This window comes from Rhodococcus mengyinensis, from assembly GCF_048381435.1.
GTDB lineage: Bacteria > Actinomycetota > Actinomycetes > Mycobacteriales > Mycobacteriaceae > Rhodococcus_F > Rhodococcus_F opacus_D.
On the sequence record NZ_JBLWIT010000148.1, the window covers coordinates 19,696 to 35,089 of the forward strand.

General features: G+C 67.1%; 14 protein-coding genes. 8 read left to right on the forward strand and 6 right to left on the reverse strand.

Going from position 1 to position 15,394, the window contains the following annotated elements; genetic code table 11:
• Window positions 1–68: 68 nt before the first annotated feature.
• Entirely contained in the window at window positions 69–1,847 is a 1,779-nt protein-coding gene (locus ACNJ7E_RS38270) for a CocE/NonD family hydrolase (RefSeq protein ID WP_418342272.1), read from the reverse strand.
• A gap of 215 nt (window positions 1,848–2,062) precedes the next feature.
• Between ACNJ7E_RS38270 and ACNJ7E_RS38275 the strand changes: the two genes are divergently transcribed.
• Window positions 2,063–2,740 (forward strand): GntR family transcriptional regulator, encoded by a 678-nt coding sequence (locus ACNJ7E_RS38275; RefSeq protein ID WP_418342273.1) that lies wholly within the window; start codon window positions 2,063–2,065, stop codon window positions 2,738–2,740.
• Window positions 2,741–2,803: 63 nt separating this feature from the next.
• On the opposite strand, the gene ACNJ7E_RS38280 is transcribed toward ACNJ7E_RS38275, so the two are convergent.
• On the reverse strand, window positions 2,804–3,991 hold the full coding sequence (locus ACNJ7E_RS38280) for a serine hydrolase domain-containing protein (RefSeq protein ID WP_418342274.1): 1,188 nt from the start codon (window positions 3,989–3,991) through the stop codon (window positions 2,804–2,806).
• Between the two features lie 225 nt (window positions 3,992–4,216).
• Here ACNJ7E_RS38280 and ACNJ7E_RS38285 point away from each other — a divergent pair, with 225 nt between their 5' ends.
• The 5 genes from ACNJ7E_RS38285 to ACNJ7E_RS38305 all read left to right on the forward strand — a co-directional run bounded on the left by ACNJ7E_RS38285 (window position 4,217) and on the right by ACNJ7E_RS38305 (window position 8,734).
• A complete protein-coding gene (locus ACNJ7E_RS38285) occupies window positions 4,217–4,732 on the forward strand; it encodes a YlcI/YnfO family protein (RefSeq protein ID WP_280781333.1) in 516 nt (171 codons plus the stop codon).
• Between the two features lie 73 nt (window positions 4,733–4,805).
• Entirely contained in the window at window positions 4,806–5,651 is an 846-nt protein-coding gene (locus ACNJ7E_RS38290) for a DUF4097 family beta strand repeat-containing protein (RefSeq protein WP_005260956.1), read from the forward strand.
• Between the two features lie 30 nt (window positions 5,652–5,681).
• Window positions 5,682–6,638 carry an ATP-binding cassette domain-containing protein gene (locus tag ACNJ7E_RS38295; protein ID WP_280781332.1) on the forward strand — a complete coding sequence of 319 codons (957 nt, stop codon included), beginning with the start codon at window positions 5,682–5,684 and terminating at the stop codon, window positions 6,636–6,638.
• Window positions 6,635–7,465, forward strand: coding sequence for an ABC transporter permease (locus ACNJ7E_RS38300; protein ID WP_280781331.1), 831 nt, complete (start codon window positions 6,635–6,637; stop codon window positions 7,463–7,465). Before ACNJ7E_RS38295 ends, ACNJ7E_RS38300 begins: the two co-directional genes overlap by 4 nt.
• A 42-nt stretch (window positions 7,466–7,507) precedes the next feature.
• The gene (locus tag ACNJ7E_RS38305) at window positions 7,508–8,734 is read left to right on the forward strand and encodes a cytochrome P450 (RefSeq protein WP_283351435.1); all 1,227 of its coding nucleotides are present in this window, start codon (window positions 7,508–7,510) and stop codon (window positions 8,732–8,734) included.
• Here ACNJ7E_RS38305 and ACNJ7E_RS38310 read toward each other — a convergent pair.
• Entirely contained in the window at window positions 8,709–9,527 is an 819-nt protein-coding gene (locus tag ACNJ7E_RS38310; RefSeq protein WP_418342275.1) for an alpha/beta fold hydrolase, read from the reverse strand. The two genes, ACNJ7E_RS38305 and ACNJ7E_RS38310, sit on opposite strands and share 26 nt — an antisense overlap.
• 77 nt (window positions 9,528–9,604) lie before the next feature.
• Here ACNJ7E_RS38310 and ACNJ7E_RS38315 point away from each other — a divergent pair, with 77 nt between their 5' ends.
• The gene (locus ACNJ7E_RS38315) at window positions 9,605–10,516 is read left to right on the forward strand and encodes an amidohydrolase family protein (protein WP_418342276.1); all 912 of its coding nucleotides are present in this window, start codon (window positions 9,605–9,607) and stop codon (window positions 10,514–10,516) included.
• Window positions 10,517–10,596: 80 nt separating this feature from the next.
• The gene (locus tag ACNJ7E_RS38320; RefSeq protein ID WP_280781327.1) at window positions 10,597–11,487 is read left to right on the forward strand and encodes an alpha/beta fold hydrolase; all 891 of its coding nucleotides are present in this window, start codon (window positions 10,597–10,599) and stop codon (window positions 11,485–11,487) included.
• A 9-nt stretch (window positions 11,488–11,496) separates the two neighbouring features.
• Here ACNJ7E_RS38320 and ACNJ7E_RS38325 read toward each other — a convergent pair whose 3' ends face one another.
• From ACNJ7E_RS38325 to ACNJ7E_RS38335, 3 genes are read right to left on the reverse strand one after another with little or no spacing between them, the layout of a single operon-like run.
• Window positions 11,497–11,949: a hypothetical protein gene (locus tag ACNJ7E_RS38325; RefSeq protein ID WP_280781326.1), complete on the reverse strand. Its 453-nt coding sequence runs from the start codon at window positions 11,947–11,949 to the stop codon at window positions 11,497–11,499.
• A gap of 5 nt (window positions 11,950–11,954) precedes the next feature.
• A complete protein-coding gene (locus ACNJ7E_RS38330; protein WP_418342277.1) occupies window positions 11,955–13,901 on the reverse strand; it encodes a primary-amine oxidase in 1,947 nt (648 codons plus the stop codon).
• The gene (locus tag ACNJ7E_RS38335; protein WP_280781324.1) at window positions 13,898–15,394 is read right to left on the reverse strand and encodes an APC family permease; all 1,497 of its coding nucleotides are present in this window, start codon (window positions 15,392–15,394) and stop codon (window positions 13,898–13,900) included. Before ACNJ7E_RS38335 ends, ACNJ7E_RS38330 begins: the two co-directional genes overlap by 4 nt.

Sequence of the window (15,394 nt, forward strand, 5' to 3'; positions counted from 1 at the left end):
TGTGATCCCGACCCTCATGTGATGTCAATCACTCGTTTCGTGGCGACCCATCTGCACGAGGCCCGACCTCAGCCGGTCACGGGCAGCACCAGCGCCTGCCCCGGGTCGCCCGCGGCGATGGTGACCTGGTGCGGCACCAGACTTCCGCGGAAGCTCGGGTCTCCCCCGGACACCACGAGGCGAACGCGGTGCCCCTCGTCGAAGCGGTGGACGATGGCCGGAATCGTGACCCGGACGGGCTCACCGGGTGCCACGATGCGCACCGGTGCGACCTGTCCGTTGATCAGCGTTTCGGTGCCGTCGGGAGCCACGTCGTACAGCTTCGCAAAGACCACGACCGAGTCCTCGACACCGGTGACCGCGGGTGCGGCGGTGACGCGGACGTCGAGCGTCGGGGCGCCGACCACGTCCAGCGGGGCGTCGAGGATGCCGGACGACCATTCGGCCTGGGTGCCGGGGATCATGCCCTGCGGGACCTGATTCCCCGGCCGGGTGTCCGGTGCCTCCCGGTCGGTGGGAAGGCCGCCGGGCAGCGTGTTCAGCGTCTGCGCGCCGGGAACGATGCCGTCGAGTCGGTCGGTCAGTGCGCCGTCGCCGGAGAGGTAGAGCGAATAGTCCTGGCCTACCGCGATATCCGAGGATTCGGCGTACGCGGGTGCGGCGTTGCCGGTGTAGTCGACCCAGTTGCGGAAGTAGCTGAACACCGGCCCGGTGTCGACCGCGCGATCCTTAAGGTAGTGGTCGAACCAGTCGACCATCCGGCCCGTCTCGTATTGGGTGTCGGGGTTCGGATCCTTCATGCTGATCTCGCCCTCGGCGGGAGTGAGATCGGAATGCCCCCAGCTGTGCCAGATCATCTTCACGTCGTTGCCCTGCGCCTGCAGGGTCTCGAATGTGGCCGTCGCTTCGTTGAGGTCGAAGAGGGTGTCCTGCTGACCCTGCATGATCAACGCCGGAACCTTCACCCGGTCCGCGTACGACACCACGGACGACTGGCGCAGGAAGTCGACGGACCCGGGGTCCGGGTAGCCCTGCACCGCTGCCTGCGTCAGCGCCGGGCACGCGGGGTCGGCGAAATTGGGGCAACCCAACGCCCGCACAGGGTCCTGCGCGTAGCCCTCGGCCCGGGGGTTGGTCACGCCGATGGCCCCGAACATGAGCGACCACACCACCTTCGACGCACCGGGAACCGACGTGCTGACCCCGGTGATCTGGTCGGTGCCGTTGGGCGCGAGGGAGTAACTGAGGTCGTTCCACGTGATCATCGGGATGATCGTGTCGATCCGGGGGTCCACCGAGGCCGCGGCGAACTGCACGGCCCCGCCGTAGGAGCCGCCGACCATGCCGACCCGCGGATCGTGCGCCTCGGCGACGCCGTGGTGAGCGGTCGGGTCCTGCACCACGTAGTCGAGACCGGGGACGGGGACGGTGTGCGCGGGATCGACGAACGCCATGCCGTCGCGTCCGCCGAGGAAGCTCACCAGTTCACTCGCGGCGCGCCCGTCGTAGTCGGGGTTGTCCATGTGAATCTTGCAACCGGAACCGCCGAAGCCCAGCCCGGAATACGCGAGCACCGCGTAGCCGCGGGACGCGAGGAACGACGCGATGCCGGTCTGATCGTTCTTGGAACCGCCGAAGCCGTTGGTGGTGAGCACGGCGGGCACCCGGTTCGACGCCGACGCCGAGTCGGGCTTGTACACGTCGCCGATCACGTCGCACGGCTCGTCCCGGTTCGGTCCGACGAGAACCTGGAAATGGAGCGTGGTCTTCGTGAACCCGAGCGGATCGGCTGTCACCGGGGCCGACGCCGCGATCGGTGTCAGTACCGCGGCCGCCGCCGTCACCACCGCCAGAGTTGATCTACGCGCCCTGTGTTTCACAGCCCACCCGCCGTCCGTCACTCCGCCCCGAGCACCTCCGACGAGCGTAAACGCTCTGGACGCACGACCAACTCAGGCTGCCGGTGTGTCGCGGCACCGGTGTGCGGCGCGGCGCGCAGACTCGCGCAGGTCGTCTGGCGCACGGCTGCGCCCCTCGTGCGGTTTATATTTGAGCTGTGGTAATGACCAAGCGCGCCGAAACGTCCCTGTTGACCGACCAGGTCTACGAGACGATGCACGAGGCGATCATGAACGGCGATCTGCCTGCCGGCTCCCGCCTGCGCATTCGCGACATCGCCGCGCAGGTCGGGACGAGCGTGATGCTTGTGCGCGAGGCGATCCGGCGGCTCGAGGAAGCCGGTCTGGCCGAGCGCGTCCCCCACAAGGGCGCGGTCGTGAAGGGCTTGACCTTGGCCGAACTGGTCCACGTCTACGACGTGCGACGGTTGCTCGAAGTGGAAGCCGCACGATTGGGCGCCCAGCAGATCAGCCCCGCGAACGTCGACCGGATGCACGCCGAGTACGAACTCATGCAGACCGCCATCGCCGAACGCCGGGTGGTGGCGCTTCTCGATCACGACGAGGCGCTGTTGACGATTCTCTACGAAGCATCAGCGAACCCCGTGCTGGTCGATTCCATCCGTACCCTGTGGCAGCACTGCCGTGCCTACAAGATCGTCGGTGCGCAGGGCACCCTCGACACGCCGGGGGACGACTCGTTGTGGAGGTACCAGGAACGTCTCGTCGAGGCCGCCCGCAAGGGCGACGCCGACGCTGCGGCCGCCGTCAACAATGAGTCGTTGATCAACGCGACGTCGCGGATCAGGGTGCAGCTCGCCGCCCAAGAGGATGCCGGTTAGCCCGTAGCGACAACGGTTTTCGCGGACCCGCCGGGTGCAATCCGCCCACCTCCACGGTGAGCGTCAGGGCACCTTCGGCGGGTTGTCGGGGAAGAGGAGGGCGCCGATCTCCTTGCCGATCGGCACCGTGTTATTGGCGTTGGCATTGGCCGTCGGTCCGAGCGTGGCGTAGACGACGATCGTGGTCTTCGACTCCGTTTCGTAGAGGGCGATGCCGTTGTAGCCCCCGAATGCCGGGTTCATGAGCAGCCAACTGCCCAGGTGAACGGTTCCGAATGCGAAGTACTTGTCCGCAGTCAGCGGGCCCAGCCCGGCGGTCTTGTCCGCCATCATCTCCGTGAACGCCGTGTCGGACAGGAGTTCGCCGGTGCCGAGCGCACGAACCCACCGCGCGACTTCGGCCACCGTCGAGTTCATGTTGCCGCTGTTGAGGAACGCCGTGGGATTCCAGAACGTGGAGTCCTCGAAGACGCCGCGTTCGTTGGTATAGCCGTGCAGGATCGGTTCACTCATCTGGGGTGTCAGCACCACGCTGCTCGCGTCCATCCCCAGCGGCGTGAAGATCCGCTCCTTCAGAAGGTCGCCCAACGGCTTTCCCGCCGCCTTCTCGAGTACCACACCGAGCAGGCACAGGTCGCTGTGCGCGTAGGCAAAACTGGTCCCCGGTTCGAACAGCGGCGGGCGGGCGTTCGCCAAGTCGAAGATCTCTTGAGACGTAAAGCCTTTGATCGGATTTGCGTAGAAGATCTTCAGGAAATCGGGGTTGGTCACGTAGTCCGAAATGCCGGTGGTGCTGTTGGCGAGCATCCGCGGGGTGATCTTGTCGGCTCGCGGAAAGTCGGGCACCCACTTGGCGATCGGCTCGTCCAGGCTCAGCGTTCCGGCCTCGCCCAGCTGCAACAGAATTGTCGACAGCATCGGTTCCATCGGCTGGCCGACTCGCAATTGCATGTCACGCGTCGCGGGAACGCCGAGCGGAGACTCCCCCACCGCCCCGGCGGCGATCTCCTCGTCGCCGCGCCACACACCGAATACGGCGCCGCTGAGATCGAGCTCCGTCAGCTTGTCGCGAACGATAGCGACGATCTTGTCGGCGTTGGGATCATCGGTGCGCGCGACGTCGGGACCGTTTTCCGCTGATTGCTGTTCGCCGCTGCGACCGTCCGATCCGCACGAAACGGTGGCGAGGGCAAGAACGATGCTGAGCGCGGTGGCCGTTCGACGCAGCCGGCTACGAGTCGACAAGCTCATGGGGTCGATCCCTTCGTACGCAGAGGTCGAGTGGGAGTCGCTGCTCACTGGGATTCTAGGCGCAGACCGTCGTTGCCCAGGGAGGTTCCGGCCGTTATCCGATCGGCTGGTCGAGCGGCAACAACCAGCACTTTTCATCCGAGAACGGCCAGGTGGTGCCATATGGCACCACATTTGAGCCACTAAACCCTTGCGATGGTGCCATTGCTGTGCCACGATGGCACCATGGATTTGACACCGTATGTGAGCAACCTCGGACGCGAATTCGCCACCCTCGCCGAAGCCGGCGGTGACGAATCCCGTGCGTTGGTCGAGCGCCTGACCGGGTCGCTCGAGTCTGCGATCCGGATGACGTTGCTGGACGCACTGTCCGCCGCCACGGACGAGATCACCCAAGATCTGGCCCCGGGATCGGTGGAGCTGCGCCTGCGCGGACGCGACCCGAACTTCGTCGTGACCGCACGGCCCGCCGAGCCGATCGAAGACGCGACCGAGGACGATGCCGCACCGGCGGACGGCGGCACACCTATCGCCGAGGACGGCCCGACCGCGCGGATCAACGTGCGCCTCCCCGAACAGCTCAAGGCCGCGGTCGAGGAGGCCGCAGCCAAGGAGGGGCGCTCGGTCAACGCCTGGCTGGTCCGCGCGGCTTCGTCCGCGCTGCAGCAACCGGACCGCGCCCAGCACGCCCAGCAGCGCGGCAAACAGACCAAGCAGAGCCTCACCGGCTGGGTGCGCTAGCCGCACCGCCTCACCTCACACCACGTCCCCGACCTGCGGGGATGTTTCACCAACTCATCCCGAGGGGACAGCTATGCCCAATTTCGATACACCCGAACCGATTTCCGTCACGCTCGAACTCGGCGTCGGCAATGTGCGGATCACCGCGAGCGACCGCACCGACACCACCGTCGACGTGCGCCCGAGCGACGCATCCGATGAGTCCGACGTGCAGGCCGCCCAGCGGGTCCGCGTCGACTACGCGAACGGCGTGCTCCAGGTCATGGGACCGAAAGCGCGCGTACTCGACTTCTCCCGCAAGTCCAGGTCGGTGGAGGTGTCCATCGACCTGCCCAGCGGTTCGCAGGTTTCCGGCGAGGTGCAGGTGGGAGACCTCAGCGGCACGGGCCGGCTCGGGCAGTGCCGGTTCAAGACCTCCACCGGGAACGTCCGGCTCGAGCAGACCGGTCCGTTGCGTGTGGACACCGCGGCCGGTCACGTCACCGCGGACGGCGTCGCGGGCAACGCCGAGATCCGCACCGGCTCCGGGAAGGTCCGCATCGGCGAGATCGAAGGCTCCGCAATCGTCAAGAACTCCAACGGTGACACCGCGATCGCCGCGGTCACCGGCGACGTCCACGTGCGCTCGGCGAACGGCGACATCTCCGTCGACCGGGCCGGCGCGAGTGTCGAGTCGAAGACGTCCAACGGCAGCATTCGCCTCGGCGAGGTGGCCCGCGGTTCGGTCGAGCTCGGGACCGCGATGGGCGACCTGGAGATCGGCATCGCCGAGGGCACCGCCGCCTGGCTCGAGGTGAACACCAAGTTCGGGCAGGTACGCAATCTGCTGGACAACACCACCCGGCCCGAGGCGTCCGACGAGACCGTCGAGGTCCGCGCGCACACCTCGTTCGGCGGCATCACGATCCGTCGTTCCTGATCCACTTCTGGACCTCGAGAAAGGGAAGCCATGACCACCAGGCAATCTCAGCCGGCCATCGCGGTGACCGGGTTACACAAGTCGTTCGGCGACCACGTCGTGCTCGACGGCATCGATCTGACCGTCCCGCAGGGAACGGTCTTCTCCCTGCTCGGCGCGAACGGCGCCGGGAAGACCACCACGGTCAACATCCTGTCCACCTTGATCAGCGCCGATGCCGGTGACGCCCGAGTCGCCGGCCACGACCTCACCCGCGAATCCGACGCGGTGCGCGCCGCAATCGGTGTCACCGGCCAGTTCTCGGCGGTGGACAACCTGCTCACCGGTAAGGAGAACCTGCTGCTGATGGCGGATCTGCACCACCTCGCCCGCAGCGACGGCCGGCGGCGCGCCGCCCAGCTGCTCGAACGGTTCGACCTGGTCGACGCGGCCTCGAAGCCGGTCTCGACCTACTCCGGAGGCATGCGGCGGCGGCTCGACCTCGCGATGACCCTGGTCGGCAGCCCGCGCGTGATCTTCCTCGACGAGCCGACCACCGGCCTGGACCCACGCAGCCGCCGGGCAATGTGGCAGATCGTCCGGGACCTGGTGGCCACCGGCGTCACCATCTTCCTGACCACCCAGTACCTGGAGGAAGCCGACGAACTGTCCGACCGGATCGCGGTCCTCGACCACGGCCGCCTGGTCGCCGAGGGAACCGCGGACGAGCTCAAGCGCCGCATCCCTGGGAGCCACGTCCGCCTGCAGTTCGCCGACCCACGCGGCCTCGAAGCGGCCGAGCGCGTCCTCGACCAGGTCTCGCGCGACCCCGACGCACTTGCCCTCCGCGTGCCCAGCGACGGCGGCCTCCGCTCGCTCAAGACCCTGATCGACCGGCTCGACGACGAGGCCATCGAGGTCGACGAGCTGTCCGTGCACACCCCCGATCTCGACGACGTCTTCCTCGCCCTCACCGGCAACCCCAACAACGAGAAGGTGACCTCATGAGCGCCCCCGCCCCCACTCTCGCCGGGCCGGCCCCGGCGGACCTCCGGTTCCACCCGCTGCGCGACTCGGCAACGATGCTGCGCCGCAACCTCAATCACATGCTGCGGTACCCGTCGATGACCGTGACTCTCGTCGGAATGCCGGTCGTCTTCCTGCTGCTGTTCGTCTACGTGTTCGGCGGGACGTTGGGCGCAGGGCTGGGCGGGGTGTCCGGCGGGCGCGCCGAGTACGTCAACTACGTTGTGCCCGCGATCATCCTGATGACCGTGACGGCCGCGGTGCAAGGGACAGCGATCTCGGTCGCGATGGACATGACCGAGGGCATCATCGCCCGGTTCCGCACCATGCACATCGCACGCGTCTCGGTGCTGACCGGACACGTGCTGGGCAGCGTGATCCAGGCGATGCTCAGCGTCGCGATCGTGATCGGCGTGGCACTGCTGGTCGGCTTCCGGCCCACCGCGGGGGTGGGCGCGTGGCTGGCCACCGTCGGCTTCCTGGTGGTGGTGACGTTCGCGCTCGTCTGGCTCTCCGTCGCGCTCGGCCAGGTGAGCAAGACCGTCGAGGCCGCGAGCAATGTGGGTATGCCGCTGGTTCTGCTGCCCTTCCTCGGCAGTGGGTTCGTCCCCACCGACTCCATGCCTGCCGGATTGCGCTGGTTCGCGGAGTACCAGCCGTTCACCCCGATCATCGAAACCCTGCGCGGCCTGCTGATGGGTACCCCGATCGGGAACAACGCATGGATCGCGCTCGGCTGGTGCGCCGTCATCGCCCTCGGCGGATACCTCTGGTCGAAAAGGCTTTTCAACCGCGAGTACTCGCGGTAGCGGCACGGCCCCGCAACCGACACTGCCACGAAAGGACATCCGATGAGTAACACGGTCGCCGTCCCGTACGGCCTCCCCATGGAACGCGATGCGGGCCCCTTCGACCCGCCCCGGCAGATCACCCGACTGCGCGAGACTCGTCCCGTCAGTCCCATGGTCTTCCCCGACGGTCACGAGGGCTGGCTCGTCACCGGCTACGACGCGGTCCGCCGGCTCATGGCCGACACCCGGTTCAGCTCCCGCCAGGACATCGGCATTCTCCACGTGCCGTACGAGACCCCCGGCATGCCCACCGCCACCGAGCCGTCCCCGCAGATGCCGGGCGTGTTCATCGCCATGGACCCGCCGGACCACACCCGAATGCGGCGCACACTCACCGGCGCCTTCACCGTCAAACGCATGAAGCAGCTCGAAGACCACATCATCGACGTCGCCGAGCGGCAACTGGACGAGATGGCGCGCCTGACCCCGCCGGTCGACCTGGTCAAAGAGTTCGCGCTGCCGGTGCCCTCGCTGGTGATCTGCGAACTGCTCGGTGTCCCCTACGCGGACCGGGACACCTTCCAGGTCAACTCCGCCAAGTTCCTGATCAAGGACCAGCCGCTCGACGAGAAGATGGCCGCGTACGGCGCACTGAGCACGTACCTGGCCGAACTGGTTACGCACAAGCGCGCCGCCCCCGGAGACGACATACTGTCCGATCTGGCCCGCGATGACGACCTCACCATCGAGGAGCTGACCGGCGCCGCCTTCCTGCTGCTGCTGGCCGGCCACGAGACCACCGCCAACATGCTGGCGCTGGGCACCTTCGCGCTGCTGGAGAACCCCGAGCAGCTGGCGGAACTGCGCGCCGACCCCGACCTGCTCCCCGATGCCGTCGAGGAACTCCTGCGCTACCTGTCCGTCGCCGACATCTTCTATCGCTACGCCACCGAGGACATCGAACTCGGCGGCGAAACAATCGGCGAGGGATCGACGGTCGTCGTCTCGTTGCTGGCCGCCAACCGCGACCCCCAGCGCTTCGACAACCCCGACACCCTCGACATCCGCCGCAAGGCCCGCGGTCACCTGTCCCTGGGCCACGGCGTCCATCTGTGCCTGGGCCAGCAACTGGCCCGCCTCGAGATGCGCGCCGGATTCGAGGGACTGCTGCGCCGCTTCCCGACCCTGGGGCTCGCCATCCCCGCCGGCGACGTGAAACTCAGGACCGACATGAACATCTACGGCGTCCACGACCTGCCGGTCACCTGGACGGAAGCGTCCCGGTAGAACCATCGGCCGAGCGCGTCAGCCGATCCAACCAGTCGCCGAACAGAGCGGCAAGTAGTTCGGGCCGCTCGTGCATGAGTGCATGACCGACGTCCTCGACGACGGCCAGGGTGGCGTGCGGGTAGCGCTCGAGCAATTCGGCCGCGTCGGTGTACCCGACGACCGAATCGCGGCGGCCCGCCACGATCAACGTCGGCCCCGGGAACGCATTCGATCCGACGTCGACCGTCCACCCGGCGAAGATGCGCCCGAGAGCGTCCTCGTCGACGAGCGTCGTACCCGGCAGAACATGGTCGCGGTAGCGGCGCGCAGTGGCCGGCGTGCGCACGACGAAGTACTCGTCGAACCCCGCCCACTGTGCACGTTCGAGTTCGTCGTAGGCATCGGCGTCCTGGCGAACCACGGCGTGGTCGGGCACGTGTCGTGACCGCTCGCTGACCGGGCACAACAACGCCAGGCCGAGCACCGTGTCCGGTCGCTGTGCGGCCACCCCGCGTGCCAGGTAGGCGCCGTAGGAATGGCCGACCAGCATCACCGGGCCCGCGCCCAGGCTGTGGATGAAGTCGCCGAGCAGCGTCACCACATCGTCGTTGCAGGTCAGGCCGTCGGCTGTCGACAGGCCCATCCCCGGCAGGTCCGGGTAGATCCGTCGGTATCCCGTGCCGGGAACGACGGCCTCGATTGCCGCCTCGATCTCACGATGATCGACGCCGGCGCCGTGCAGAGCCACGAGCGGCACGCCGGTGCCGTGCTCGACGTAATGGACCAGGGCTTCGTCGATCCGGCGTTCCATGTCGACACCTTAACGATCCACGCGACCACAGGAGCCGCGCTCGACCAATTGCCCGATCCCCCGTCGACGACTGAAATATGCTGCGTGAGGTGGACATTGTCGATGCTCATCATCATTTCATCAACCTGCCCGATCTCGCGTACCCGTGGATCGACAATCGCCCACCCGCGCTCACCGCCTTGCTGCCGAACTACTACGACGCTGCGCACCGGTACCTGCCGCACGACTATCGGGCACAGCTCGAGGGGACGCCCGTCACGGCCTCGGTCGCGTGCGAGTTCGGTGCTGCAGACGGAGTCGCGGAGGCCATCTGGGTTCAGCATTGCGCCGACCGCGTCGGTGTTCCGAACGCCTTCATCGCGGCCGTGCAGCTCGATTCAGGCGATCTGACAGGCGTTCTCGCGCAATACCGGGATCTCCCGGTGGTCCGGGCTGTGCGTCAGCCGCTGTACTGGGCGGCCGAACCGACCAAGCGCCTGGGTGCGCGCGGCGACTACCTGTCAGACCCGGCCTGGTTGCATGGATTCGAGCAGGTCGCCGATGCGGGGCTGGTGTGGGATCTGCTCGTCTTCGACGAGCAGTTACCCGCCACGCACGAACTCATCGCCGCGTTTCCCGACACCACGTTCGTGCTGGAGGCGGCCGGTTGGCCGGTCGATCTCACTGCCGAGGGCTTCACCCGGTGGGAAGAACGCCTCACGGCGGTGAGTCAGTTTCCGAACGTCGTCCTCAAGTTGCAGGGAATCGCCCTCATTTTCGGAACATCCCTGGAGGCGATCGGTCGGTGGGTCCGGACGGCCCTCAGCATCTTCGGCGCCGGGCGATGCATGTTCGCCTCGCATTACCCGATCGACCATCTGCTGTGGGATACCGAAACCATGGTGTCCACCGTCCAGGCAGCACTCGGCGACTTGTCACCGTCAGAACAAGCGCGCTTCTTCGGCGAAACCGCACGACGGGTGTACCGCCTGTACGCCGGTGACACCTAGTATGAGGGAGATCGGAGTACCTGCAGTTTCGACGCCGCCAATCCACTTTCGGCGTCCGGCCCACACTGTGAGGAGTCTACGTGACGCGAGAGGGCAGTATCCGGGTCGGCGACCGGACCATCACGTATCTCGAAGCCGGTGACCCGGGCGGACCGCTCGTGCTGCACAACCACGGCGGACCCTCGAGCCGGCTGGAGGCCGAACTGTTCGATTCGCATGCGAAGGCCAATGGACTGAGATTCGTGTGCGCGGACAGGCCGGGCATGGGCGGGTCCGATCCTCAACCGGGCCGCACCTTCGAAGGCTGGACCGATGACCTCCTGCTGCTGGCCGACTCCTTCGGCGCACAACGATTCGCGGTGACCGGCTGGTCCGAGGGTGGACCGTGGGCACTGGCGGCCGCCGCGTATCTGGACCCCGCGCGCCTGGCCGATGTCGTGTGCATCGCCGGTGGCAATTACGGAACGTTCGGATCGAACTGGGCCGCGAAGTATCTCAGCAGCGTCGACGCGCTGGGCGGCCGCCTGGCACTTCACTTCCACCCCGGTTTCACACTGATGTACGACGTGCTCGGTATCAGTGCCACCCACTTCGCGGATCGCTACGCTAAGGCGATCACGCAGTCGGCGTGCACCGCGGACCGGGAGGTGCTCGCTGACGAGAAGGTCCTCGACGCGTTCCTGAGGGCAGGGCGCGAGTGCTTTCGGCATGGCGCGGACGGACTCGTCGTCGACGCCACGATGCTCTACAAGGCCTGGCCGTTCGACATGACGAAAGTGACGCGCCCCGTGCACTTCTGGCAGGGCAGCGCCGACACCCTGGTGCCTGAGATCATCAACAAGACGGTAGCGGACAAGACCCCGGGCGCCGTCTGGCACCCGATCAGCGGTGGTGGTCATTTCATTGCCGTCAGTCACGCGAACGACATTCTCGCACTGGTATCGAACGATCTTGCGCCAGTGCAAAACTGACCCTCTAGGTCAGGCCGGGATTTCTCGGGCGTCGAACCGAGTCTGATAGAACAGCACCGTCACGGCGACGATCGCTTCGAGTGCGGCCGTCGCGAGTGCCGCCGCCATCGGAGTCGACATCGAATGACCCATCGGAGCCGACGCCGCTGCGTGCATCGCGTGCCCGTGGTGACCGCCACCGGACCCGGGACTCATCACGGTGACGTGCAACGCGATCATGCCGACGTTCATCAGCGCGACGAGACCCCAATCCCGGTGTGAACCACGCATCCACAGGTGCCGGGCGCAGTACAGGCATCCGAAGATCATCGCGGCGGTCACCATGCCGACCATCGGCGACGACGTCGCATGCTCACCGAGCGACGCGGCGTGGAGCGCTGCCGCGGCAACCGCGAGGGCCGCGGCCGCCCGCCGCAACCAATGACTGGCGCGGCGGGCGATCGGAGAGAAGACGGCGGACACGACTTCTAGCCTTCGCAGCAGTGCGTCGCGGTGCTCGCCGGCACGTCGAGCGCGGGGTTGCGGTCGAAGAATCCGACCGGCTTCAGCGTGAACCCGGCATAGTCGACCGGCATGACCGGCCAGTCCTCGGGCCGGGGGAAGTGCGTCAGCCCGAACGTGTGCCACAGCACCAGGTCTTCGCCCTCGATGTCCCGGTTGCCCGCCACGAACGTCGGCAGACCCGCCTGGCCCGGGTGCTGGTTGACGAAGTCGCCTGCGGGATAACGCTCGGACTCGTCGTATTGCGTGACCCACAGGTGCTTGGTCGCGAACGCGGCACGGGAGGCGATCGAACTGGACGGATCCGCCAGGAGCACCGGCTGACCTTCGGGGTGCAGCGCGTACCCGACGTCCTGCCCCAGCCGGTTCTGCTTGGTGGGATTGGTGATGTGCCAGACCCGGGCCTTGAGGTTGTCGGCGGTGCGTTGCCCCTCGGATTCGGTGGTCAGCTTGGTCTTCTGGCAGCGGAAGGCATTGCCCCACGGGTTCTCCGGACCCATCGGGACGGGCACGGCATCCACTTCCTCGACGGTGTTCACATTGCCGTCGACGGCCATGTCGAGCCGGGCGGAGAAGAGGTGCTGGTGGAACGGGGCGCCGAGCCCGGGCGCCATCTGGGTGGAGAATCCGTCGGCACCGCGGTAGGCGGAGGTGAAGACGATTCCGGTGGCCTTCGCCTCGAGTTCGATGGTGCCGTCGAGGTAGAGGTACCAGTAGAAGCCGTAGTCGTAGTTGCCGATGGTGAGGAAGAACGAGATGACGAGGCGGCGCGAGCGGCGGGTCTCGGTCATGCCGTTGAACATGTCCGTGTGCTTCCACAGGACGCCGTAATCCTCCTCGTGGAGGCAGATCGCGTTCTTCATGACGCGCGGGTCACCGGACTCGTCGGCGATCGTGACGTCGAAGTACTGGATCTCGCCGAGGCAGTCGCAGCCGAGTTCGAGCGAGTTGGTGTACCGGCCGAACAGGTACTCGCCCTGGTCGAAGTAGTTCTGCCAGTACCGGACCGGGGACGGATCGGCGTAGGGAACCACCATCTCGGCGATCGAGGCACGATAGATCACGGGACGTTCCACTCCCCCGTCGTCGAACGAGAGCTGGTGCAGCGTCAGACCCTCGCGCACGTCGAAACCGAAGCGGAACTTCCAGTCGGCCCAGGTGATCTCGTTGCCGTCGACGGAGAAGCTGGCACCTTCGGGTTGAGTGATCTCGATCGGCTTGAGGTCGGTCCGCGTGGGTGTGGCATGCGGTTCGGCGTTCCATTCGCCGCGCTCGGCGGGGACGGGTAGCTCGATCTCGTCGACCACCTTCACGACGCGACGCTCGGTGAGGTCGACGTAGGCTACGACCCCGTCGATGGGGTGAGCCCACGGCAGGTCCGCCTTGTCCTTCTGGTGGAAGGCGAGGACGCGGACGATGCGGTGCCCGACCTCGTCCTCGTGACCGAACACGCCCGCCGACAGGGGAACCGCCCGGACCTTCGACGGCTCGATGCCGCGCTTGGCCATCGCCGCGAGCCAGTCGGAGCTGCCGAGCAGGAACGCCTCGATGTCCTCGAACTCCTCGTCGAGGATCGGCACGTGGCCGTCGGTGGCGGAATCGACGATGGCCCTGCTGATCACGCGGTTCTCCGTCACCGACACGACGAGGTCGGTGCCGATGCCGGTGGATCGGTCGAGCAGCAGGATCCGGGCGCGTCGCTCGATCGGGTCGCCCGGTGTGAACGCGAGGACCGTCGACTTGTGCGGCTCGGCGAGCGCGACGAAGACGAAGCGCACGTTCTCGCCGATCAGTCCCTCGTCGGTGAGGAGTGCCTTCGCCGAACGGATCTCGTCCGCAGACAACGGGGTGAGCGGATGATCCGGGGCGGCGGAACCGACGGTGGCCGGGGTCTCGGTGGTGGCGGTGCTCATCGTGCGATCTCCTTGTCGATGATGGTGTCGTTCGTGTCGTGCTGCGGTAGAGCGGTGTCGTGGCGTGCGGCGTGGGGTCGGAGCACGGCGACGGCTGCTCCGCCGGCGAAGGTTCCGACGAGCAGGATCCCGATGACGGCGGCGAGAGTGCTCGACCCGCCGACGAGAAGGGGAAGGTTGGCGACGGTCATGATGAGAAGCCCGGCCAGGCCGACGAGGCCGAGCAGGGGTGCGATCACGGTGTTCCACACCCGCCGGTCCACCCGGGTCCGGCCGAAGTAGACGAGGACGGCCACGGAGGTCAGGGTCATCAGTGCGACGATGCCGACCGAGGACACACCGGCGAACCACGCGAACACCTCGGTCACCGGGTCGAGTCCGGCAACGGCGGACGCGACGATCAGGACGAGAGCCGATGCCGTCTGCACGACGGACGCGATGTACGGCGACGCGTGCTTGACGTGCGAGCGGCCGCATCCCGCGGGCAGGGCCGCACTGTTCCCGAGGGAGAAGATGTACCGGGACAGCACGTTGTGGAAGGACAGCAGGGCCGCGAACAGGCTCGTGATCAGGAAGATCTGGACCAGGTCGCCGGCGATCGCGCCCACGTAGCGGGTGGCGGTCTCGGTGATCATCCCTTCCGGATTCTCGGTCGCGATGGCCACGGCACCCTCGTCGCCCCACGCACTGACCATCGCCCAGCTCGACAGTGCGTAGAAGCCGCCGATGACCAGCAACGCCAGGTAGGTGGCCCGGGGGATGGTGCGGCCCGGGTCCCGGGCCTCGTCACGGAAGACGGCGGTGGCCTCGAATCCGATGTACCCGGCGATGGCGAAGATCAGTGCGATGCCGGGTGCTCCGGAGAAGAACTCGGCGGGGTGGAACGCCGCCGTCGAGAATCCTTCGTCGCCGCCGCCGCCGCCGCGGACGATGACGGCGGCGTCGATGACGAGGACGATTCCGACCTCGCAGACGAGTAGTACGCCGAGCACCTTGCCGGACAGGTCGATGTGCCGGTATCCGAGGATCGCGACCACGGCCGTCACGGCCAGGGCCCACACGTACCAGGGAAGTTCGGGGCCGCCGTGAGCGGTGACGAAATCGTTGACGGCGGCTCCGATGTATCCGTACACCGCGCCCTGGACGGCCGTGTAGGACACGAGCGCGAGGAACGCGGAGCCGAGACCGGCATGCCGGCCCAGGCCCTGCGTGATGTATGTGTAGAACGCGCCGGCGCCGGGGAGGTGCTTGGCCATCGCCGTGAATCCGACGGCGAAGAACAGCAGTACCACCGTGCAGACGATGTACGACGCGGGGTAGGCGGCGCCGTTGCCCGCTGCGATGCCCAGAGGGACGGTTCCGGCGATCACGGTCAACGGGGCCGCCGCTGCGACGACCATGAACACGATGGCACCCGGACCGAGGGTGCCTGCCAGTCTGCGAGGGGCGCCGTCGCTGACCGCACTCGAGTGCGTGGGGGCGTTGGTTGTCAT